At 75.2% G+C, this 20,502-nt stretch carries 17 protein-coding genes and 4 pseudogenes; 11 read left to right on the top strand and 10 right to left on the bottom strand.

All coding sequences use genetic code 11. The features are described from left to right. Positions 1–373: 373 nt before the first annotated feature. Positions 374–649 (bottom strand): hypothetical protein, encoded by a 276-nt coding sequence (locus ACGFIZ_RS29095; protein WP_393424758.1) that lies wholly within the window; start codon positions 647–649, stop codon positions 374–376. 226 nt (positions 650–875) lie between these two features. Continuing rightward, positions 876–1,202 carry a VOC family protein gene (locus ACGFIZ_RS29090; RefSeq protein ID WP_393424755.1) on the bottom strand — a complete coding sequence of 109 codons (327 nt, stop codon included), beginning with the start codon at positions 1,200–1,202 and terminating at the stop codon, positions 876–878. A 54-nt stretch (positions 1,203–1,256) separates the two neighbouring features. Here ACGFIZ_RS29090 and ACGFIZ_RS29085 point away from each other — a divergent pair. Then, positions 1,257–1,646: pseudogene (locus tag ACGFIZ_RS29085) on the top strand (carbohydrate ABC transporter permease); the annotation flags it as partial. Positions 1,647–1,656: 10 nt separating this feature from the next. Further along, positions 1,657–1,797, top strand: a pseudogene (locus ACGFIZ_RS29080) (ABC transporter ATP-binding protein); the annotation flags it as partial. A 97-nt stretch (positions 1,798–1,894) separates the two neighbouring features. Here ACGFIZ_RS29080 and ACGFIZ_RS29075 read toward each other — a convergent pair. Continuing rightward, positions 1,895–3,010, bottom strand: coding sequence for a winged helix DNA-binding domain-containing protein (locus tag ACGFIZ_RS29075; RefSeq protein WP_393424752.1), 1,116 nt, complete (start codon positions 3,008–3,010; stop codon positions 1,895–1,897). 126 nt (positions 3,011–3,136) lie between these two features. Here ACGFIZ_RS29075 and ACGFIZ_RS29070 point away from each other — a divergent pair, with 126 nt between their 5' ends. Then, positions 3,137–3,505, top strand: coding sequence for an HD domain-containing protein (locus ACGFIZ_RS29070; RefSeq protein WP_393424749.1), 369 nt, complete (start codon positions 3,137–3,139; stop codon positions 3,503–3,505). Positions 3,506–3,713: 208 nt separating this feature from the next. Here ACGFIZ_RS29070 and ACGFIZ_RS29065 read toward each other — a convergent pair whose 3' ends face one another. Beyond that, positions 3,714–4,304 (bottom strand): HAD family hydrolase, encoded by a 591-nt coding sequence (locus ACGFIZ_RS29065; protein WP_393424746.1) that lies wholly within the window; start codon positions 4,302–4,304, stop codon positions 3,714–3,716. Positions 4,305–4,452: 148 nt separating this feature from the next. On the opposite strand from ACGFIZ_RS29065, the gene wrbA reads away from it, so the two are divergent. After that, positions 4,453–5,073 (top strand): NAD(P)H:quinone oxidoreductase, encoded by a 621-nt coding sequence (wrbA, locus tag ACGFIZ_RS29060; RefSeq protein ID WP_393424743.1) that lies wholly within the window; start codon positions 4,453–4,455, stop codon positions 5,071–5,073. Between the two features lie 59 nt (positions 5,074–5,132). On the opposite strand, the gene ACGFIZ_RS29055 is transcribed toward wrbA, so the two are convergent. Then, positions 5,133–7,091 (bottom strand): anthranilate synthase family protein, encoded by a 1,959-nt coding sequence (locus tag ACGFIZ_RS29055; protein WP_393424740.1) that lies wholly within the window; start codon positions 7,089–7,091, stop codon positions 5,133–5,135. Between the two features lie 280 nt (positions 7,092–7,371). Here ACGFIZ_RS29055 and ACGFIZ_RS29050 point away from each other — a divergent pair, with 280 nt between their 5' ends. The 3 genes from ACGFIZ_RS29050 to ACGFIZ_RS29040 all read left to right on the top strand — a co-directional run bounded on the left by ACGFIZ_RS29050 (position 7,372) and on the right by ACGFIZ_RS29040 (position 11,808). Beyond that, a complete protein-coding gene (locus ACGFIZ_RS29050) occupies positions 7,372–8,796 on the top strand; it encodes an FGGY family carbohydrate kinase (protein WP_393424737.1) in 1,425 nt (474 codons plus the stop codon). 82 nt (positions 8,797–8,878) lie between these two features. Then, on the top strand, positions 8,879–11,389 hold the full coding sequence (locus tag ACGFIZ_RS29045) for a nitrate- and nitrite sensing domain-containing protein (RefSeq protein ID WP_393424734.1): 2,511 nt from the start codon (positions 8,879–8,881) through the stop codon (positions 11,387–11,389). Further along, entirely contained in the window at positions 11,386–11,808 is a 423-nt protein-coding gene (locus ACGFIZ_RS29040) for a roadblock/LC7 domain-containing protein (RefSeq protein WP_393424732.1), read from the top strand. The genes ACGFIZ_RS29045 and ACGFIZ_RS29040 overlap by 4 nt, the downstream gene beginning before the upstream one ends. A gap of 227 nt (positions 11,809–12,035) precedes the next feature. On the opposite strand, the gene ACGFIZ_RS29035 is transcribed toward ACGFIZ_RS29040, so the two are convergent. Continuing rightward, the gene (locus ACGFIZ_RS29035) at positions 12,036–12,800 is read right to left on the bottom strand and encodes a DUF3159 domain-containing protein (RefSeq protein ID WP_393424785.1); all 765 of its coding nucleotides are present in this window, start codon (positions 12,798–12,800) and stop codon (positions 12,036–12,038) included. A 91-nt stretch (positions 12,801–12,891) separates the two neighbouring features. Between ACGFIZ_RS29035 and ACGFIZ_RS29030 the strand changes: the two genes are divergently transcribed. Further along, positions 12,892–13,779 (top strand): phosphatase PAP2 family protein, encoded by an 888-nt coding sequence (locus ACGFIZ_RS29030; protein WP_393424729.1) that lies wholly within the window; start codon positions 12,892–12,894, stop codon positions 13,777–13,779. Between the two features lie 102 nt (positions 13,780–13,881). Here ACGFIZ_RS29030 and ACGFIZ_RS29025 read toward each other — a convergent pair whose 3' ends face one another. Further along, positions 13,882–14,337, bottom strand: coding sequence for a YbhB/YbcL family Raf kinase inhibitor-like protein (locus tag ACGFIZ_RS29025; protein ID WP_393424726.1), 456 nt, complete (start codon positions 14,335–14,337; stop codon positions 13,882–13,884). A gap of 109 nt (positions 14,338–14,446) precedes the next feature. On the opposite strand from ACGFIZ_RS29025, the pseudogene ACGFIZ_RS29020 reads away from it, so the two are divergent. Both ACGFIZ_RS29020 and ACGFIZ_RS29015 read left to right on the top strand, forming a co-directional pair. Then, positions 14,447–14,964 (top strand): annotated as a pseudogene (locus ACGFIZ_RS29020) (maleylpyruvate isomerase N-terminal domain-containing protein); the annotation flags it as partial. Between the two features lie 215 nt (positions 14,965–15,179). Then, the gene (locus ACGFIZ_RS29015) at positions 15,180–16,826 is read left to right on the top strand and encodes a hypothetical protein (protein ID WP_393424723.1); all 1,647 of its coding nucleotides are present in this window, start codon (positions 15,180–15,182) and stop codon (positions 16,824–16,826) included. Between the two features lie 140 nt (positions 16,827–16,966). Here ACGFIZ_RS29015 and ACGFIZ_RS29010 read toward each other — a convergent pair whose 3' ends face one another. From ACGFIZ_RS29010 to ACGFIZ_RS29000, 3 genes are all read right to left on the bottom strand, one after another. Continuing rightward, complete coding sequence (locus tag ACGFIZ_RS29010) at positions 16,967–18,925, bottom strand: bifunctional aldolase/short-chain dehydrogenase (protein WP_393424720.1); 1,959 nt, start codon at positions 18,923–18,925, stop codon at positions 16,967–16,969. 25 nt (positions 18,926–18,950) lie between these two features. Beyond that, on the bottom strand, positions 18,951–19,955 hold the full coding sequence (mtnA, locus tag ACGFIZ_RS29005; protein ID WP_393424717.1) for an S-methyl-5-thioribose-1-phosphate isomerase: 1,005 nt from the start codon (positions 19,953–19,955) through the stop codon (positions 18,951–18,953). A 105-nt stretch (positions 19,956–20,060) separates the two neighbouring features. Then, complete coding sequence (locus tag ACGFIZ_RS29000; protein WP_393424782.1) at positions 20,061–20,216, bottom strand: hypothetical protein; 156 nt, start codon at positions 20,214–20,216, stop codon at positions 20,061–20,063. Positions 20,217–20,327: 111 nt separating this feature from the next. On the opposite strand from ACGFIZ_RS29000, the pseudogene ACGFIZ_RS28995 reads away from it, so the two are divergent. Further along, positions 20,328–20,477: pseudogene (locus ACGFIZ_RS28995) on the top strand (dehydrogenase); the annotation flags it as partial. Between the last annotated feature and the right edge of the window lie 25 nt (positions 20,478–20,502).

Raw genomic sequence — 20,502 nt, 5'->3', positions numbered from 1 at the left:
CCCGCCCGTCCCCGGTGGGTAACAGCGCCTGTGGGGCTGACCGTGTTACGGGGACATGCCGTTTTTCGGCATTGACATGAATCACCCCGCACCGGGCCCGGACGACCTTGTCCCACCTGCGCGGACGCGCCTAACCTGGGCCGGCGTTCGCGGCTCTTCGGGGTGAGCCGAAACGCACCGTGGTCCGGCGGCGGAGCACCGTGGAGCTGAGTGCAGGCGGGCCGGATCGTCGTGTCGGGCCCGGCGTGGGCGGCGTGCCACGCCCGCGCGTCCGAGGCGGCGAGTTTTTCCGCTGCCCCGCCGGACGGCTGGTGGGTCAGGGCCGGGGAGTTGCGGACCCGGCCCTGACCCGTGCCCGTACCCGGGGCGCGGGTCAGGTCAGGTCGCCCCGGACGATGGCCACCGCGACCCGGCAGAACTCCTCCATGTCCGGCTCGAAGCCGGCGGCGATGTCGGGGTGCAACCCGGCCCTCGTCTCGTCCAGCAGCCGCTGGCAGACCTGCTCGACAGGCTCGCCCGCGTAGTCGGCCCGGACCCGGTCGGTGGCCGCCCGCAGCGCCGAGGTCAGCTGATCCTCCAACGGGCCGCGCAGCTTGCGCTGCACAGGGTCGAGCCCGCTCGGGTCGAGCGTGACGTGTGGCTCCGACATCGGCACTCCTTCCTCGGCGTGCGGTACCCCACCGCGGGCGCCGGCCAAACCACGGCCGGTACGGCGGCCACCCGCACGCCGTACCGGCAGGGTGCTCGCGTCGGAGGTGCGGTGCCCCGGATGATCCTGCCGAACCGGGCGAACGGCGGCGGACGGTTCGCGCCGATACCAGCCGTTCGGGCAGGCTGGGGTGGACCGGAGGCGTGTCGACGTCGACGGCGGCGCGTCAGGCGGCCGGCCGCGGCGCGAAGGCGCAGAACTCGTTGCCCTCCGGGTCGGCCAGCACCCACCACCGGATGTCGGCGTCGGGCTCGCGCAGCAGCGTAGCCCCGGCGGCGATCAGCCGGGTCGGGTCCGGCCCGGCCAGGTCCACGTCCCAGTGCATGCGGTTCTTGACCCGCTTGCGCTCCGGCACCGGGTCGAACACCCAGCGGTCCCACGGAAAGCCCCCGGCCCCGACCAGGGCCGCCGCGCCCTCGTCGGTCGGCTCGACCCGGCCGCCGACCACGCCCGCCCACCAGGTGGCCTGGGCGACCGGGTCGGCGCTGTCCACCACCAGTCCGAACGGGCCGGGGCGGGCGCCCTCGCGTGGGGGGAAGACACAGAACTGCCGCTGGCGATCTACACGCTGTCGGCGTTCTTCAAGCAGATCCCGTGGGATCTGGAGAAGGCGGCGAAGATGGACGGCGCCACGCAGGGGCAGGCGTTCCGGCGGGTGATCGCCCCGCTGGCCGCGCCGGGGGTGTTCACCACGGCGATCCTGGTCTTCATCTTCTGCTGGAACGACTTCCTGTTCGCGATCACGCTGACCTCCACCGAGCGGGCCCGCACGGTGCCGGTGGCGCTGTCGTTCTTCACCGGCGAGTCGCAGTTCGAGGACCTTACCGGGGCGATCTGCGCCGCCGCCGTGGTGATCACCGTTCCGATCATCCTGTTCGTGCTCTTCTTCCAGCGCCGCATCGTCTCCGGCCTGACCTCCGGCGCGGTCAAGGGATAGGTGGTAACAAATGGCTGACATCGTGCTGGACAAGGTGGGCAAGCGGTTCCCGGACGGGACCGTGGCGGTGCGGGACGTCGACCTGGAGATCGCCGACGGCGAGTTCGTCATCCTGTTCGACCCGTCGACCGGGCGCAACCTGACGCTGCACGAGGGGCGGGCGTCCGGCGCGCTGGCGGACTGATACCCCGTGTCGGGGACGTGGCGGCATCGGTGGCACCCGGATACCGCCACGTCCCCGACACGGCTCAGGAGGCGGCGGCCCAGTCGACCACGGGCGGCAGGTCGAGGAACCGGGCGTAGCCCGCCAGGGCGTCCTCCGCCCGGGCCCGGGTGGACGCGTCGAGGGCGGCCAGCGGGCGCACGGACAGCTTCACCCGGGTCTTGCCGACGGACCGCTTCCAGGTGCCCACCACCCGCCCGCCCCGGACGACCGTCGGCTGGAAGACCCCGTTGCCGCCGGGGATGATGGCCTGCCTGTGCGCGGGGTCGACCATCAGCGAGCGGTCCTTGTAGCCCAGCAGGTACTCGTCGAAGCCGGGCAGGGCGAGCACGTCGTCGACCGGGGCGCGGGGCGCGTCCAGCAGGGCGGCGTCCATGACCGCCTCCACCCCGTCCACGGAGACGGTGGCCAGGGCGTCGCCGGCCACGGCGATGCCCCGCTTGGCGTCGGTGGCGGTCAGGCCCGTCCAGCCGGCGAAGTCCTGCCGGGTGGTGGGGCCGTGGCTGCGGAAGTAGCGCAGCGCCAGGATGCCGAGCGCCTCGTCGCGGTCGGGGCGGTGCGGGTCCGGCACCCACTCGTCGAGCAGGGCGAAGGTCTGCTCGGTGCCGACGTGCGGGGCGATGCAGGTGACGCCGCGCTGGGCGGCGTACCAGAGCAGGTGGTAGGCCCGCTGCCCGGCGGCGTCGACGCCGCCGGCGGTGAGCGCGGCCACGCACTCCGCGCGGGTCAGCCGCCCGCCGCCGGCCAGCGCCGCGCCGAGCACGTCGGCGGCCCGGTCGGCCTCGGCCTCGGTGAGGCCGAGCACGGCCCGCCGCCGCTCCGCCCCGGCGAGCGCGCGCACCCCGGTGACCTCCAGCATCCAGCGGGCGTCCCGGGACGGCACCAGGTGCACCGTGCCCCGCATCGGCCAGGTGCGCAGCGCCTCCCGCCGCTCCAGCGCCTCCTGCACGTCGGCCTGCGTCCACCCGGGCAGCCGCGCGCCGAGCGACCACAGCCCGCTCGCGGCGTCCTGCGCCTGCATCGCGCCGAACCACTCGACGACCCCGGCCACGCCCTCGGGACGCGCGGTGGGGTGCGGGCGCAGCAGCAGGCTGGTCATCCGCAACGCGAGCGCCTCGGCGCCGGTGAGCCGTACGGACAAGGCCGCCTCCCTCCGTGGGTCGGCGGCCAGCATAGGCGACCGGTCCGACACCCGCGGCGGAAAGCTGGCCCGGATCCTCGGTGAGGGTGAACCGACGATGGTCGTCGGGGGTGCACGGGTACGTCGATGGTGCTTCCGTCCGCGAAGCGCAGCGTGGCCGCGCACCTGCGGGCGGTCCACGACGTGGCCGTGCGGCTCACGGACGCGGTGGCGGACCGGTTCCCGCAGCTCGGGATGGATCGCTCGGCGGTGCTCTTCGGCGCCGCCACCCACGACATCGGCAAGGTGCTGCACCCCGAGGAACTGTCCGGGCCCGGATCCGCCCACGAGCACGCCGGCCACGAACTGCTGCTCAGGCGCGGTGTCGACGAGTCGCTGGCCCGTTTCGCGCGTACCCACGCCTCCTGGCACCTGGCCGGTGTCGGCGTCGACGACCTGCTGGTCAGCCTGGCCGACAAGGTCTGGAAGGGCAAGCGGGTCGCCGCCGGGAGGTGACCGCCATCAGTGCCGGTTCCCCTGATCGCGCTTCGCCGGCCCCCGTCGCCGGCGGAGCGCGATCCCCCGTGTCAGGCCGACCGGCGCGGGGCGGCGGTCCCGACCGCTGGCGCCGGCCCGTTCAGCATGCCGTGCGCCGACAGTTCAGAGCCCGTTGTGTCAGGAACTTGCGTAAATTTTGAGCCGACGCCAGTGTGCGGGCCGGGCGTTAGCGTTTCCGGGGTTCCGGGACCCGCACCGAGGCCATGCCCGCCGCGGTGGCGGCCTGGATGCCCAGGTCCGCGTCCTCGAAGACGAGGCAGGACCGCGGCGGGACGCCGAGCAGCCGGGCGGCGAGCAGGAAGGCCTCCGGGTCGGGCTTGCCCCTGGCGTAGTCGCCGGCGCAGACCAGCACGTCGAACTTGTCGAGCAGGTCGAGCGCCTTCAGCGAGGCGGTGACGGACTCGCGGGTGCTGCCGGAGACCACGGCGAACGGGACGCGCCGGTGGGCGTCCTGGATGTGCCGTAGCACCCCGGGTACGGCGGTGAGGGTCGGCAGGAGCTGCTGGTAGAGCTCCTCCCGGCGCCGGGCGACGACGTCCACCGGCATGGCCAGGCCCTGCTGTTCGTTGAGGGTGACGACGATGTCGGCCACCGGCCGACCGCCCCAGGCGTAGAACAGATCCTCCGGGAAGTCGCAGCCCCACTCGCCGAGGGCCTGGCACCAGGCGGTGTAGTGCAGGGGCATGGAGTCGGCGATGGTGCCGTCGCAGTCGAAGAGGTAGGCCTGGAAGTCACCGGGAGGCAGGGGCAGGATCACCGCAGCAGGGTACCGCCCGCCCCCGGCCGGCCACCTCGTCGTGTGACCGTCGCCGCCCTGGTCAGAGCCGGCGGGCGCACTCCGGCCGTTTGACGCCGCAAGTAACGGGTAGCGCCGGAGCTGACCCGAGCCGAGGAGAGGACGACTGATGGCTGGCCCGATCAAGGTCGCGGTGATCTACTACAGCGCGACCGGCATCACGTACCAGATGGCGCAGGCGGCGTGCGAGGCCGCCGGGGAGTCCGGCGCGGAGGTACGCCTGCGCAAGGTGCGTGAGCTGGCGCCGGACGAGGCGATCCGGTCCAACTCGGGGTGGCAGGCGCACCGCCTGGAGACGCAGAACGTCGAGGAGGCGCAGCCGGACGACCTGGCCTGGGCCGACGTGGTGATCTTCGGCTCGCCGACCCGGTACGGGATGATCGCCGCCCAGCTCAAGCAGTTCATCGACACCACCGGGCCGCTGTGGGCGCAGGGCGCGCTGGCGAACAAGGTCTACTCGGCGTTCTGTTCCATCGCGACCGCCCACGGCGGGCACGAGTCGACCCTGCTGTCGTTGTTCAACGTCTTCTACCACTGGGGCGGCGTCGTGGTGACCCCCGGCTACACGGACCCGAGCCAGTTCGTCGCCGGCAACCCGTACGGCGCCTCGCACACCAGCAACAACGGCGAGATCGCGCCGGACCACGTGGCGCTGTCCGCGACGGCGCTGACGGCGAGGCGGGCGGTGCAGATCGGCGCCGCGCTGAAGCAGGGACTGGCCGGGGGGTGACGGGGACCGGCGGCCGGGCGGGGGCTCTCGACCCGCCCGGGCCGCCGGTCGTCGCATCCCTACCCCCGCTCGGCCGTTCCATGCGCCGTCCCGGCCGGCAGCCGGCCCGGCCCGCCGCCGGGCGCGGCGTGGGGCGGCACCGACAGCAGGTGCCCGAGCAGGTCGGCGAGGACCGCCAGGCCGTCGCGGCTGAGCACCGACTCCGGGTGGAACTGCACCCCGGCGAAGCCGGGCCCGCGCAGCGCGTGCACCGCCCGGTCCGCCGGGTCGCGGGACAGCTCCACCGGCCCGTACGGGGTGGGCACCCGGTCGGCGTCGGCCAGGGCCGTGAAGGTGGAGTAGAAGCCGACCCGCCGGGTCGCGCCGAACACGGTGACGTCCCGCTGCAACCCCTGGTACGGCGCCTCCCGGCGGTGCAGCGGCAGGCCGAGGAGCCCGCAGAGCAGCTGGTGGCCGAGGCAGACGGCCAGCGTGGGCCGGCCGCCGGCCAGCCGCTCGGCGAGCAGTTCGCGCAGCGCGGCCATCTTCGGCTGGTCCACCGCCCGGGGGTCGCCCGGGCCGGGGCCGGCCACCGTCAGGTCGTACTGTCCGGCGTCGGGGGCGGGCGCGTGCCACGGGGTCACCTCGACGGTGAGCCCGAGGGCACGCAGTTGGTGGGCGAGCATGCCCGTGAACGTGTCCTCCCCGTCCACGACGAGCGCGCGGCGGCCGGCCAGCCCGGGCAGGACGGCCGTCCTCGGGGTCCGCTGGTCCAGCCAGAACCGGGCCAGGGGCGCGTTGCGGGCGGCCAGCGCGGCCCGTACCTCGGGGTCGTCGGCCAGCCGCGGGGCGGGCTCCGGGCCGGGGGCGGGGGCGTCGGGGTGCAGGCCGAGGGCGGCCAGCACGGCGGCGGCCTTGGCGTGGGTCTCGGCCACCTCGCCCTCGGGCGTGGAGTGGCGCACCAGGGTGGCGCCGACGGAGACGCGCAGCTCGCCGGTGGGGGAGAGCTCGGCGGTGCGGATCAGGATCGGCGCGTCCAGCGTCTGCCGGCCGGCGTCGTCGCGGCCGAGCAGGGCCAGCACCCCGGCGTAGTAGCGCCGGCCGGTCGCCTCGTGCCGGGCGATGACGCGGCAGGCGTTCTCGATGGGGCTGCCGGTGACCGTGGGGGCGAACATGGTCTCGCGGAGCACGTCCCGCACGTCGAGGGAGCCGCGCCCGGCCAGCAGGTACTCGGTGTGGGCCAGGTGCGCCATCTCCTTGAGGTACGGGCCGACGACCTGCCCGCCGTGCTCGGCGACGGTGGCCATCATCTTCAGCTCCTCGTCGAGCACCATGTACAGCTCCTCGACCTCCTTGGGGTCGGCGAGGAAGCGCAGCAGGGCGTCGCGGTCGGCGTTGCCGCCGTGGCGGAAGGTGCCGCTGATCGGGTTCATCATGGCGAGGCCGTCGTCGACGCTGACGTGCCGCTCCGGGCTGGCCCCGACGAGGGTCCGCTGCCCGGTGTGCACCACGAACGTCCAGTACGCGCCGCGTTCGCCGGTCAGCAGGCGGCGCAGCGCGGACAGGGCCGCGACCAGCGGCCGGCCCTGCACGGTGGCGCGCATGGTGCGGTGGATGACGAAGTTGGCGCCCTCGCCCCGGCCGATCTCCTCGGCGAGCACGCGGGCCACGGTGTCGGCGTACTCGGCGTCGCCGGTGTCGAACCCCGCGCCGGTGGTGACGACCGGGGTGGTCGGCAGGGCCGCGAGGGCGTCGGTCAGCGGGATCCGGGCGTGCCCGGTGATCTCCAGGCACTCCAGCGGGGTGCCGTCGTCGATGCAGGCGAATCCGCGTTCGGTGACCTGCCGGTAGGGCACCAGCGCCAGCGTGCGCGGCCCGGGCGGCCCGTCGGGCAGCGGGACGTCGGCGAGCCGGTCGACCGCGCGTACGGTGCCGGTGAACAGGTCGAGGTGGTCGGCGCCCTCGCGGCGTACGAGCGCGAACGGGCCGGGGTCGACGCCTTCGCCGGCGGCGGCGAGCAGGTCGTGCGGGCTGGTCATCGGGTCTCCTGGTGGCTGGGCGGCGCCCGTCGGGGGCGGCCCGGGGACCGGGGAGGACCGGCGACCGCCTCGTCGGGCGGCCGCGTGGGAAGCTACGCGCGGGGGTGGGCCGCCGGGTCGGCGGGCCACCAGCTGGACAGGTGCGCGGGCATGTCGCCAGCCTACGCGCCGGGACCACACCCCGGGCACCCGATCCCGCCGTACGGGACCGGTGCCGCCGTCCCGCGCGCCGCGGCGGACGCCGGGCCGGTTCCGCGCCCGACGGGTACGGTGATCGACGATGGACATCCTCGCGCTGGACCTGGGCACCTCCTCGGTGCGGGGCCTGGTGCTGGACGCGGACGCGGTGCCGCGTCCCGGCGCCCTGGCCCGCCGTAAGGTGCGCCTGAACGTGGCCGGCCGCGCCGCCACCGTCGACGGCCCCACCTACCTGGGCCACCTCGTGGAGTGCCTGGACGAGCTGGCCGCCGGTGGGCACCTGCGCGACGTGGGGCTGGTCGCCACGTCCGGCCAGTGGCACTCGTTGCTGGCGCTGGACGGGGCCGGCGAGCCGATGGGGCCGGTGCTCACCTGGCTGGACACCCGCTCCGAGCCGCCGGCCGGCGTGACCGGCCCGGCCGACGAGGCGGCCTACCACCAGCGCACCGGCACCTGGTGGCACCGGGCCTACTGGTCGGTGCGGATGCCGTGGCTGCGGGAGCGGACGGCGACCCCGCCGGCCCGGTTCGTCGGCCTGGTGGAGTACGTGCTCGGCACGCTGCTGGAGGAGGCGCCGATGTCGGTGTCCCAGGCCTCGGGCACGGGCCTGCTCGACCTGTCCGCGCTGAGCTGGGACGCCGAGGCGTGCGCGCTGGCCGGCGCCCGACCGGGGGAACTGCCGGAGCTGGCCCCGGCCGGCTGGCGCGGCCGGCTGCGGCGGGAGCACGCCCGGCGTTGGCCGCACCTGGCGGGCGCGGCGTGGGCGGCCCCGGTGGGCGACGGCGCGGCGTCGAACGTCGGGTCGGGGTGCGTCGACCCGGGCCGGGCGGCGGTCACGGTGGGCACGTCGGCAGCCGTCCGGCTGGTGCAGCCGGCGCCGGCCGGGCAGGGGCTGCCGCCGCTGCCGGAGGGGCTGTGGCGGTACCGGGTCGACCACGACCACGTGCTGACCGGGACGGCGTACTCCTCCGGGGGGAACCTGTTCGCCTGGGCGCGGCGCGAGCTGCGGCTGCCGCAGGGCGCGGAGTTGGACGCCGCGCTGGCGCGGATCCCGCCGGGCGGCGGCGTGGCGGCCGACCCGAGGTTCGGCGGCGACCGGGCGCCGGGTCTGGCCCCGGCCGGCTCCGGGGCGTTGCGCGGTCTGGACCTCGCCACGGACGCGGTGGCGATCGTGGCCGGCCTGATGGCCGGGGTCTGCCGGTTGATCGCCGCCGACCTCGGCGAGCTGGAGTCCATCGTGGACGGCCCGGTGGAGGTGGTGCTCGGCGGGGGCGCGATGGCGGCCTCGGCCTGGTGGCGGGAGTCCTTCGCGGCTAGCCTGGCACCGCGGCCGGTGCGCTACCAGCCCGACCCGGAGATCGGCGCGGCGGGCGCGGCGCGGGTCGCATTGGGGCGGCTGGACGCCCCCGTGCGGCTCGTCCACATCGTACGGACGGATGAGGGACCCTCACCGACCCCGTCAGGTCCGCGCGTCCTGCGTCCCCTTCCTGAGCATCCACTCAGTTAGGGACGTTGACACCGCCGGCCGGGCTGGTTGGATGGACCCGCTGTCCGGTTACGGCGAACGCGAGGGGACCTAGGAGGCAGGTTTGGGCGCAGGTCCCGACCCGGCGCGGGGCGGGCTGTCGAACCATGCCCGACGCCGGTTCGACGTACGCGTCGTGCCGCACCGCCGCCGCTCGCCACTGCGGCTGCAGGACTGGCGGATGGGGACCAAGCTCACCGCGGTGCTGGTCATCCCGACGGCGGCGTTCCTGGTGCTGGCCGGGGTGCAGACCCAGGGCCTGGTGGGGCAGACCACGGCGTTGAGCCAGTTCGCCCGGCAGGTCGGCATCGGCCCGGAGATCGCCGCCGCGGTGCACCAGCTCCAGCAGGAGCGCGACCGTACCGCCGGCGAGCTGGCCGAGCTGCGGCGGGCCGGCGGCCGCGCCGACCGGGACGCGGCGATCACGGCGCTGCGGCCGTTGCAGCTGGCCAGCGACCAGGCCGTGCAGGAGCTCCGGCGCGCGGCCGAGCCGCTGGCCGACACCTCCGCCGCGTGGCGGGTGGCGTACTCGGAGGCGCTGGAGGCGTACGACCAGATCATCTACATCCGGCCGACGGTGCCGCCGGCGGTGCTGTCCAGCGACACCATCCTCGGCAACTACCACCGGACGGTCGACGCGCTGCTGACCCTGCTCGCCCAGCCGTCGGCGGGTGAGGGCCAGCGCGCGCTCAACGACGCGGTGCTGCGCTACGTCCACCTCGCCCGGGTCAAGGAGCTGTCCTCCCGGGTACGCGCCGAGCTGTACGCCGCCGCCCGCGCCGGCCGGTACGGGGTGGAGGACCACGTCGAGCTGACCGACCTGCGCGCCCAGCAGCTCACCGCCCTCGGCGCGTTCCGGGCCGCGGCCACGGCCGAGCAGATCCGCCGGTACGAGAGCACGGCGGCGGACCCGGCGTTCGTGGGGGCCGTGGAGCTGGAGGAGCAGAGCCTGCCCAGCGGCGGCGCGGAGCCGGCGGTGCTGCCCGCGCCGCAGTGGTGGGCGGCCAGCGAGCAGCGGCAGGAACTGCTCCGTCAGCTCGAACAGGCAGTGGTGACCGCCGCGGTGGCCCGGGCCGACGCGGCCAGCACGGGGCAGCTGCGGGCGACCCTGGCGTTGGCGGGCGGGGCGGTGGCCGTCCTGCTGGTCGCCGTGCTGATCTCGGTGCTGATCGGGCGGTCCATCGCCCGTTCCCTGAAGCTGCTGCGCGGCCAGGCGCTGCGCATCGCGCAGATCGAGCTGCCGGACGCGTTGGACCAGCTCCGTCAGGTCAGCGGCGGGGTGTCCGACATCGAGGTGCCGCCCGCGGTGATCCGCTCGCTGGACGAGATCGGCGAGCTGGCGGAGGCGTTCGTGGCGGTGCACCGCAGCGCCGTCGGCGTCGCGGTGGAGCAGGCGACCATGCGCCGCAACGTCAACGCGATGTTCGTCAACCTCGCCCGGCGCAGCCAGGTGCTGGTGGAGCGGCAGTTGGAGCTGCTCGACGAGCTGGAGCGCGAGGAGAACGACCCGGAGCAGCTGGAGAACCTGTTCAAGCTCGACCACCTGGCCGCGCGGATGCGGCGCAACGACGAGAGCCTGCTGGTGCTCGCCGGCACCGAGTCGACCCGGCGGTGGAACCGGCCGGTGGCGCTCGGCGCGGTACTGCTGGCCGCCGCCGCCGAGACCGAGCAGTACCAGCGGGTACGCCACGAGCCGGCGGCGGACCTGCACGTCGTGGGGCACGTCGTCGGTGACCTGGTGCACCTGTTCGCCGAGCTGCTGGAGAACGCCACCGCGTTCTCCCGGCCGGACACCGTGGTGACGGTGACGGCCCGGCCGCACACCCCGGGCGCGCTGGTGGAGATCAGCGACGCGGGGCTGGGCATGAGCCCGGCGGCGTTGACCGAGGCGAACGAGGTGCTCGCCACCCCGCCGGCCGCCGACGTCGCGGCGTCGGAGCGGATGGGCCTGTTCGTGGTCAGCCACCTGGCCGCCCGGCACGCCGTGCGGGTGCGTCTGCACCCCGGCCAGGAGGGCCTGGTGGCGCGGGTCGTGATCCCGGATGCGCTGCTCACCCCCGCCCCGCCCGCCGGGCTGTACTCGCCGCCGCCCCGGCGGATGCTGACCGCCGCGCTGGCCGGGCCGGCCGGGACCCCCGCGTCGGCGGACACGGCGGAGCTTCCGGTGGCGGGCCGCCGTCCGGACCCTCCGGTCGCGCCCCGGCCGCCCCGTCCGGTGCCGGTGCGGGCGGAGGACGTGCTCGCCCCGGCGGCGTGCCCGGAGGCACGCGCGGGCGGCGGCTGGTGGACGCGGAAGGGCCCGGCGCCGGCGGCGAAACCCGTCCCGGCGCCGCCGGCCGCGCCGATCACCGGCGGGACCAACGCCCGCGGGCTGCCCGTGCGGGTGCCGATGGCTCAACTGGCCGCGATGACGGGATCGACGCGCCCGCAGCAGCGGCGGCACGACCCGGACCCGGAGGCCGTGGGCGGCATGCTGTCGCGGCTGTACAGCGGGGTACGACGGGCCGAGGCCGAGGAGACCACCGAGATCGTCCTGCCGCCGGGCGGCGGGCGCAGCGAAGGAGGACAACAATGATGGCCCTGAGCCAGGAGGCGCGGGACCTCAGCTGGCTGGTCAGCGGGTTCGCCGAGCGGGTGCCCGGGGTGGCGCACGCGATCGTGGTGTCGTCCGACGGGCTGCTGGTGGCCATCTCGGACCACCTGCCCCGCGACCAGGCCGACAAGCTGGCCGCCGTGACCGCGGGGCTGATGAGCATCACCGCCGGGGCGGCGCAGATGTTCGACGACGACGTCGTCAAGCAGACCGTGGTGGAGATGGGCCGGGGGTACTTCCTGGTCATGCAGATCCGCGACGGCTCGATCCTGGCCACCCTGGCCGCGGGGGACGCCGACATCGGCGTGGTCGGCTACGAGATGGCCCGGCTGGCCAAGCAGGCCGGCGAGATGCTCACGCCCGCGCTGCGGGCGGAGCTGCAGCAGGCACTGCCGCGCTGAGGCCGCCCCGGGCGGGCGCGGAGACGCCGTGCCCGCCCGGCGCCGGCCCCCGGGGTAACCGGTCGGCGGGGGACCGATCCCCATGGTCGAGCCGGGACCGGCCGGCCGGCCCACCTGGCGGACCGGCCGGCCCGATCCACCGCCCGAAGCTGAACTTGCCGCGAAAAAGCCGTGAAAAAAGTGACCGCCGGGGGATCACACCACGGTCTTCGACGGAGTAACGTACGTCACCGGAGAGGCCGCTCCCCCCGTGGCGGCCTCTCCCTTTCTTCTCCCGCCCCGCTCGCCTCCGCCGCCCCGGCGTCCTCGTCGGCGGCCGGGCCGGACGCGGTGACCGGGTGCCGCAGCCCCGGATGCCCGGCCGGCAGCGACCGGCGGATCACCAGCCAGCTCAGCGCCAACGCCGCCGCCACCAGCGGCCAGGTCAGCGCGACCCGCGCCACCACCAGCGCCAGCACCTGCCCGCCGAGGTACAGCGGCACGAACACCGCCACCCGCAGCACGTACGTGCCGGCCCACACCCAGCTGCCGCGCGCGTACGCCCGCAGCAGCGCGGGGTCGCGCCGCCACCGCCCCCGCTGAGCCAGCGCCATGCCCACCAGCACCCCGAGCAGCGGCCACCGCACGACGACGCTGACGGCCCAGGCCAGTGCGCTGGCGACATTGGACAGCACCTGGATCAGGAAGAAGTCGCTCGCCCGTCCGGTGCGCAACGCGATCAGCGCGGCCACGCACACCGCCAGCAGTCCGATGAGCACCGACCGGGGCCGGTCGCCACGCCGTAGCCGCCAGCCCGCCACCGCGGTGCCGGCCACCACGGCGGCGGCGACCCCGCCGAGCAGCGACCGGTCGGTGAGCAGCCAGCCCAGCGCGAACGCCACCGGCGGGAGGGTCGCGTCCACCGCCCCGCGCCGCCCGCCCAGCAGGTCCGCGAGGGACTCCGGCCGGCCGGCTGGCTGCGGGGACGCCGTCGTCTGATCGGGCTCGGGCATGGCGGTCACGGCATCTCCTCCAGGGTCCGTCCCAACGTATCGCCGGCCGCCGGTGGGCCGGCGGGCGACGTCCCCGGCGTGCCGTTACGGTGTGCGGGTGCGGGAGACGGCGAGGGGTTGGACGGCGGTCTGGTTGGTCGTGCTGGCCCTCGCCCAGACAGCCGCACTCGGGGTGCTGTGGCGCTTCGCCCTGCACACCGAACTCGGCCAGTGGCTCGACACGGTCGCGCTGACCGGCAACCGGATCGGCCGGGACCACATCGACGGGCCCGTGGACCGGCTCCTCAACGCGATGTCGGCGGTGTCGCTGCTGGCGGCGACGGCCGTGATCGGCTTCATCGCGCTGATGCGGCGCCGGGTCGCGCTGGCCCTCACGGCCACCCTGCTGATCGGTGGCGCGAACGTGACCACGCAACTGCTCAAGTACGTCCTGGTCCGCCCGGACTTCGGCATCGACCCGGAGCGGGCCGCGGCGGGCAACAGCCTGCCCAGCGGGCACACGGCCGTGGCGGCGTCGGTGGCGCTGGCGCTGATCCTCGTGCTCCCGCGCAAGGTGCGCGCCGTCGGCGCGTTCCTCGGCGCCGGGTACGCGGCGACCGCCGGGGTGGCCACCCTCTCCGCCGGCTGGCACCGGCCCAGCGACGCGGTCGCGGCGTTCCTGGTCGTCGGCGTCTGGGCGGCGCTGGCCGGGCTGCTGCTGCTGGTCACCCAGCGGGAACGGGCACAGGTGGAAGCTGCCGACGCGCACCGGATCGCCGCCGTCGTGCTCGGCGTCGGCGGCGCGCTGGCCGTGGCCGCGTCGGTGCTCGCCCTCTGGTGGCTGGTCGACCTGCCCCGGGTGGACCCGCACGAGCTGGGCCGGCGGCCCCTGTTCGTCGGGTACGCCGGCAGCGCCGCCGGCATCGCCGGAACGGTCGGCGTGGTGGCCGCGCTGGTGCTCGGCGTCGTCCACCGGCTGGTGCCCCGCCACAAGGGCTGACCGGCCGCGACCCCGCCGGCCCCGCCGGCCCGGCCGGCCCGGCGTCGCGCCGGCCGCGACCCCGCCGGCCTGGCGCCGCCGGGGTCCCCGGTCGCCGCCCGGTCAGGTGCGGACGTAGGTGCCCACCATGTTGCCGCTGGCGATCTCCCGGTCCACCAGCGCGCGGTGCACGTCGCCGGCGTCGGGCGCGTCCGGCAACTCCAGCGGCCGTTCGAGGGCGTACAGGCGGAAGAAGTAGCGGTGCGGGTCGTCGCCGCGCGGCGGGTGCGGCCCGCCCCAGCCGGGCGCCCCGAACCCGTTCGGCCACTCCCGCCCGCCCGTGGGCACCTGGCCCTCGGCGACCCCGCCCGAGTCCGGGCTGATCCCGGTGACCAGCCAGTGCAGGAACGGCTCCCGGCCGGCGTCGCGGTCCTCGACGAACAGCACCAGCTCCCGCGTCCCGTCGGGGACGTCGGCCCACTCCAGTGGCGGCGAGACGTTTTCGCCCTCGCGGGCGAAACGATCCGGCAGGCGGTCGTGGTCGTTGAACGCGACACTGCGCATCATGATGCCGGCCATCTCCGGGCCTCCTCTCCGTCGTCGCTCCGGGCGCGTACCCGCCCCGGCCGGCACGAAACGACGACGGCCGGCGTGCGAGGCTACGGCAGGAGATCTCGGGGGAGGGGCGATGGACACGGTGCGGGCGGCGTTCCGGGACGAGTGCGCGCGGCTCGGCGCCGTCCTGGGCGGGCTCGGCGCCGCCGACCTGGACGGGCCGACCGGGTGCCCGCCGTGGCGCGTACGGGAGTTGATCGCCCACGTGTCCACCGGCGCCGGCCGGCTCGCCGGCATGCTGGCCGCGCTGGCCCCGCCCCGGGCGGAGGTGGACGCCGCCGGGTACTTCGGCGCGGCGAAGTTCACCCCGCAGGTCGACCGGGCGCGCATCGACAGCGCCCGCCGGGAGGCCCGCGAGCTGCCCGACCCGGCGGCCGTCGCGGCCGAGTTCGACCGGGCCTGGCGGACGGCCGACGCCGCGGTTGCCCGGCAGGGCCCCGAGAGTTCCTGGCCACCCGGGTGGTGGAGGTCGGCGTGCACGGCCTGGACCTGGCCGCCGCCCTCGGGCGCGAGCGCCCTGCTGGCGGTCCCCCTGTAGTTCCAGCGAGAAACCAACGCTCAGGCCGCCGTTTCAACAAGGCGCACGGCCGGAAGGTGCCCGCGAACCTGCGATTCGTGGTGGACAGCCTCGACAGGGAGTGCCGCTCATTGGCGAACGTATTCATCCACTGTGTAACGATGCCGACTGGTAGGTCGCCTAGTCTCATGACGCGACGATCTTGTCGCAGGCCCGGCACCGGCTCCGCCGGACGCCGCGGCATCACGGGGTTACCACCGAAAGGGGACCGCACGTGCGATTCCGCACAGTGATCGGCTCAGTCCTGGCATCGACGATGGCCGCAGCAGCCGGCCTCATCGCCGCCACCGCACCCGCCGCCGCCAGGGACACCGCCACCCTGATCCAGATCCAGGGCGTAACCGGCGTCGTCGACACGGCCGCAGCCGGCGGCCGGGTCTTCGTCTCCGCGAACGACCGCATCCTGGTCGCCGACGCCCACGGCACACTCACCGGTAGCGTCACCGGCCTGGCAAACCCGACTGGCCTGGCCGTCACGCCCGACGGCAGCCGGGTCTACGCGGCGCTGTCCGGCTCGAACGAGATCGCCGAGATCGACGCGGCCAGCCTCGCCGTCGTCCGACGGATCAACCTGGCCGGGTACCCGTCCCCGGTGAACCTGTCCCTCGACGGCGACCAGCTCTGGGTGGGCTACGGAATCAAGAACAACTTTGTCGGCGGCGTTCTCGGCCTCGACCTGTCCATCGCCGCGCCCACGCCCGTCCAGGTCGCCACCCGGATGTACGGCGCGCCCTTGGTCGCCGGCGCGGGCAACACGGTCTTCACCGCCGAGGCGGGGATCAACCCCGCCACCCCCCGGGTGTACGACGTCAGCACCACCCCGGCGACGCTGCGGGGCGTCATCGACGGCGCCGACAACGGCCTGTCCAACCTGACCGACCTCACCATCACGCCCGACGGCACCCAGGCCATCTCGGTCTTCGCCACATCCGGCTTCGACGTCTGGGATACCACGACCCTGACCAAGGTCCGCAGCTACGGCTCGAAGGCCGACTACCCGGGCGCACCGGGCGCGGTCGCGCTCAGCGCGAACGGCGCACACGTCGCCACCGCCTTCTACGGCACGATGTACGGCCCCTACGCCAGGGTGTACGACGCCGCCACGGGGACGAGGACCCTGCAGGCCCAGATGAGCCACAAGGGCGACCTCGTCACCGGCAGCCTCTCGGTGCTGGGCGACGACGTCTACGCCCTGATCAACGACTGGCCGTACAACCGGTTCTACCTGTGGCGCGTGGAGGGCGCCCTCCTGCGGGCGTCCACGCTGAGCCTGTCGGCCACCACTGCGGCGACCGCGCTGGACCCGTTCACCATGACCGGCCGGCTCGCCTTCCCCGACGGTTCGGCGCCGGGCGCACAGCCGATCGAGATCACCCGCACGCTACCCGACGGCACCGCCGCCACCCTGCCCGGCGTGACCACCGCCGGGGACGGCACCTTCACCGTCACCGACACCCCGCCGGCCGGCGGGAGCGTCAGCTACACCGCCATCTGGGACGGCAACCCCGCCTTCCGCTGGTCGCAGACCACGACCACGGTCGACGTGGCCCAGCACCCCACTTCGCTGATCGTGACCGGCCCGACGACGGGAAACGCCAAGAAGCCGCTCACGCTCACCGGTCAGATGAGTACCGCCGGCAACGTGCCCACGCCGGTGTCCGGGTCGATCGTGGTGTACCGGGTCTACACCAACGAGAATGGTTCTGTCGGGGCCGATCTGCCGCTGATGCCGCTCGCCGCTGACGGCTCGTTCACCATCACCGACACGCCCCCGGTGGGCGGCCAGTACACGTACCACATCCGCTTCGACGGCGACGACACCTACGCGTACGCCTACACCAGGCACGACGTCACGATCCGAGGCGCGGGCGCCTGAGCGGCGCGCCTCGGCGGCGACGGCGGTGCCCGTCCGGTCGCGTACCGGGCGGGCACCGCCGGCCGCGCAGTGGCCCGTGGAGAGCCAGGGGACGGACCATCCTGCGGTGGCCGCCCGCGCCACCGCGCTCCGGGCCGTGCTCAGATCACCCGGTCGTTGCCCCCGTCCACGGTGATCTGCGCGCCCGTGGTGGCCGCGAAGGTCTCCCCGCACAGCGTGGCGGCCAGGTCGCCGACCCGGGCGCTGGTGATCTCCGTACGGAGCAGGTTCCGCCGCTTGTACTCCGCCACGGTCAGCCCGTAGTGCCGGGCCCGGGCCTCGAGGATCTCCGTGCTCCACAGCCCGGTGTCGAAGACCGCGTCGGGGTGCAGCACGTTGACCCGGATGCCGTCGGCCGCCCACTCCATGGCCGCCACCCGGGCCACCTGCGTCACCGCCGCCTTCGAGGCCGAGTAGGCGACCGCGCCGGGCCCCGGGGCCAGGGCGTTGCGCGAGGCGACCACGACCACCCGGCCACCCCGGGGCGCGAGCGCCAGCAGCGGATGAGTCCGGGAGAACAGGTACGCCACCGACTCGGCGTTCACCGCCATCGTGCGTTGCCAGTCGGCCGGATCCAGCCCGGCGATCTCCCGGCTGGCCGGGAAGATCCCGGCGGCCGCGACGACGACGTCCACGCCGCCGAACCGGTCCACCGCCGCGTCCAGGGCGGCGTCGACGGCCGCGGCGTCGGTGACGTCGACGGTCAGGCCGAGCCGGGCCGGCCCGTCCGACCCGCCGACCGACGGGTCCCGGTCCAGGGCCACCACGCAGGCCCCCCGGGCCAGCAGCGCCTCGGCGCAGGCCCGGCCGATGCCCGAGGCCGCCCCGGTCACCACCGCCACCTCGCCGGCGAACTCCGGCGCCGGGCCGCCCCGGCGCAGCTTCGCCTGCTCCAGCTCCCAGTACTCGAGGTCGAAGATGTCGTGGGCCGGCAGCGCCTGGTAGCCGCCGGCCGCCTCGGCCGCGGAGATCACGTCGACGGTGTGCCGGTAGATGTCCCGGGCCATCAGCGCCTCGGCCGCCCGGCGGCCGGCGGTGAGCATCCCCAGCTCCGGATCGAGGATCACCCGGGGCGCGGGGTCGAGCACGGTCAGCGCCGTGCGGGCCCGGGCGCGGTGCTGCTCGACGTAGCGGCGGTAGTCGTCGGCGTACCCGGTCACGTCGGTGCCGATCAGCGGGACCCGCTTGGTGCGCAGCACGTGGTCCGGGGTGAGCGGGCCGCGGGTGGCGACCGCCGCCAGGTCGGGCCGGTCGAGGAACGCCCGCACGGCCAGGTCCTCGTACCGGCTGAGCACCATCGGGGCGCCCGCCGCGGTCGACACCTCGCGGCGCAGCCGGGCCAGCCGCACCCGGTCGACCGGGCGGGGCGCGGCCGGCGCGACCCGGGGCCGCGGCAGGGCCATCCGTTCCTCGGCCAGGCCGACCAGCTCGATGTGCCGGCGGTACGCCTCCTCGGCGTCCGCGCCGAACGTGAACAGCCCGTGGTTGAGCAGCACCACGCCGACCGTGCCGGCGTGGGCGCGCGCCGGGTACAGCTGCGCGCAGAGCCGGGCCAGGTCGAAACCGGGCATCACGTACGGGACCACGACGACGCTGTCGCCGTAGACCTCCTCGACCAGCCGCTCACCCTTGGGCTGGTTGGTCAGGGCGAGCAGCGCGTCGGCGTGGCTGTGCAGCACGGCCGGGTGCGGCAGCAGCGCGTGCAGCAGCGTCTCGACGCTCGGGTCCGGCGCGGTCGCGTCGAGGCGGGCGCAGCGCAGCTCGTTCATCATGTCGCTGTCGCCGAGCCGCTCCAGCCGCAGCAGCGCCCGCAACCGGTCCAGCCGCAGCGCGGTGAAGCCGGACGCGGTCATGGTCGCCAGGTCGGAGCCGCTGCCCTTGACGTGCAGCACCTCCACCGGCTCCCCGGTCAGGTCGGTGACCGTCGTCTTGACCGAGGTGTTCCCCCCGCCGTGCAGCACCAGGTCGGTGTCGGCGCCGAGGAGCCGGGACGCGTACACGAGCTGCGCGACCGGGTCGGAGGCGTCCGGGGCGTCGGCGGCGGACCAGCGGTTGAGCATCGGGGGCGGCTCCTCGGGGGGCGGGTCAGGCGGGGTCGTCGGGGCGGCCACCGGCGGCCGGCAGGATCACCCGACGCTCGGTGACGATGGCGGTGACCAGGTCCGCCGGGGTCACGTCGAAGGCGTAGTTGAGCGTACCGGTGCCCTTCGGCGCCAGCGCCGCCGCACCGAGGGCGGTGATCTCCTCGGGGGCGCGTACCTCGATGTGGACGTCCCGGCCGGACGGGGTGGCCAGGTCGACGGTCGACTCCGGGGCGGCGACCACCATCGGCACCCCGGCGCGCGCCGCCGCCAGCGCCAGCGGGTACGTGCCCACCTTGTTGATCACGTCACCGTTGGCGGTGATCCGGTCCGCGCCGACCACGACCGCGTGGACCAGGCCCTGGGCCAGCACCGACGCGGCGGCCGAGTCCACCACCAGCGTGTGCGGGGCGCCGATCTGGGCCAGCTCCCACACGGTCAGCCGCGCGCCCTGCAGCAGCGGCCGGGTCTCCGAGGCGTACACGTGGGTCAGCGCCCCGTGCTCCTGCAGGGACCGGACCACGCCCAGCGCGGTGCCCCACTCGACGGTGGCCAGTGCCCCGGCGTTGCAGTGGGTCTGCACCGCCACCTGCGGCCCCACCGTCTCGACCAGCCATCGGGCGCCCCGCTCGCTGAGCTCCCGGCAGCAGCGGACGTCCTCCTCCAGCACCGTCAGGGCCTCGGCCAGGGCCGCCTCCGCGCCGTCGGCCTCGAGCCGGGCGCGCACCCGGTCGACGCCCCAGGCGAGGTTCACCGCGGTCGGTCGGGCGGCCCGGATCGCGTCGAGCGCCCGGTGCAGCTCCGCCGGGTCGTCCGGGTACAGCCGGGCCGCGAGGGCCACCCCGAGCGCCCCGGCGACGCCGATCGCGGGCGCGCCCCGGATCGCCAGCGACCGGATCGCGGCGATCAGCTCCTCGACGGTCCCGATCTCCAGGAACTCGACCTCGTGCGGCAGCCGGGTCTGGTCGATCGCGATGATCAGACCGTCCCGCCAGTCGACAGTTCGCATCAGCACCCCTCACTGTCCGGGCCCACAATCTACGGGGGCGACCCGCTCCGGATCAACGTGTCGCGGCGCCCCGGGCGAAGGTGGTTCCGGCGAACCGGGACCCGGTCAGTTCCGCCCGCCGGCGGTGCCCCGCAGGTGCGCCAGGACGACCGGGTCGATCCGCCCGGACACCAGGCGTTCCTCCAGGTTCTCCACCCCGGCCCAGGAGGCCGGCGCGTCGTCCAGCCCGGCCGCGCCGACGGGGTGCCCGGCGCGGGCCAGCAGCCCGGCGACCTAGGAGCACCACGGCGGCCGCCACGGACGACAGCAGCGCCGGCGCGCGCACCAGCGCCGGCACCAGCGCGAGCAGGCGCTCGGGCCGATGTGGCGGGCCTGGCCGACGCGGTGATCGCCGGGCTGGCCGAGGAGCGGTTCCTCATCCTGCCGCACCCGGAGGTGGCGAACTACGCCCGGCGCCGCGCGGAGGACCCGGACGGCTGGCAGGCCGGCATGCGCAAGCTCGTCCGCCGCCTTCGCTCCTGACCTCCTCCATCTCCCTGCTGCCAGC

This window comes from Micromonospora sp. NPDC048830, from assembly GCF_043198215.1.
Taxonomy (GTDB): Bacteria; Actinomycetota; Actinomycetes; order Mycobacteriales; family Micromonosporaceae; genus Micromonospora.
The sequence above is the reverse complement of the archived record's forward strand: the minus strand, read 5'-3'. Positions and strand labels throughout refer to the sequence as shown.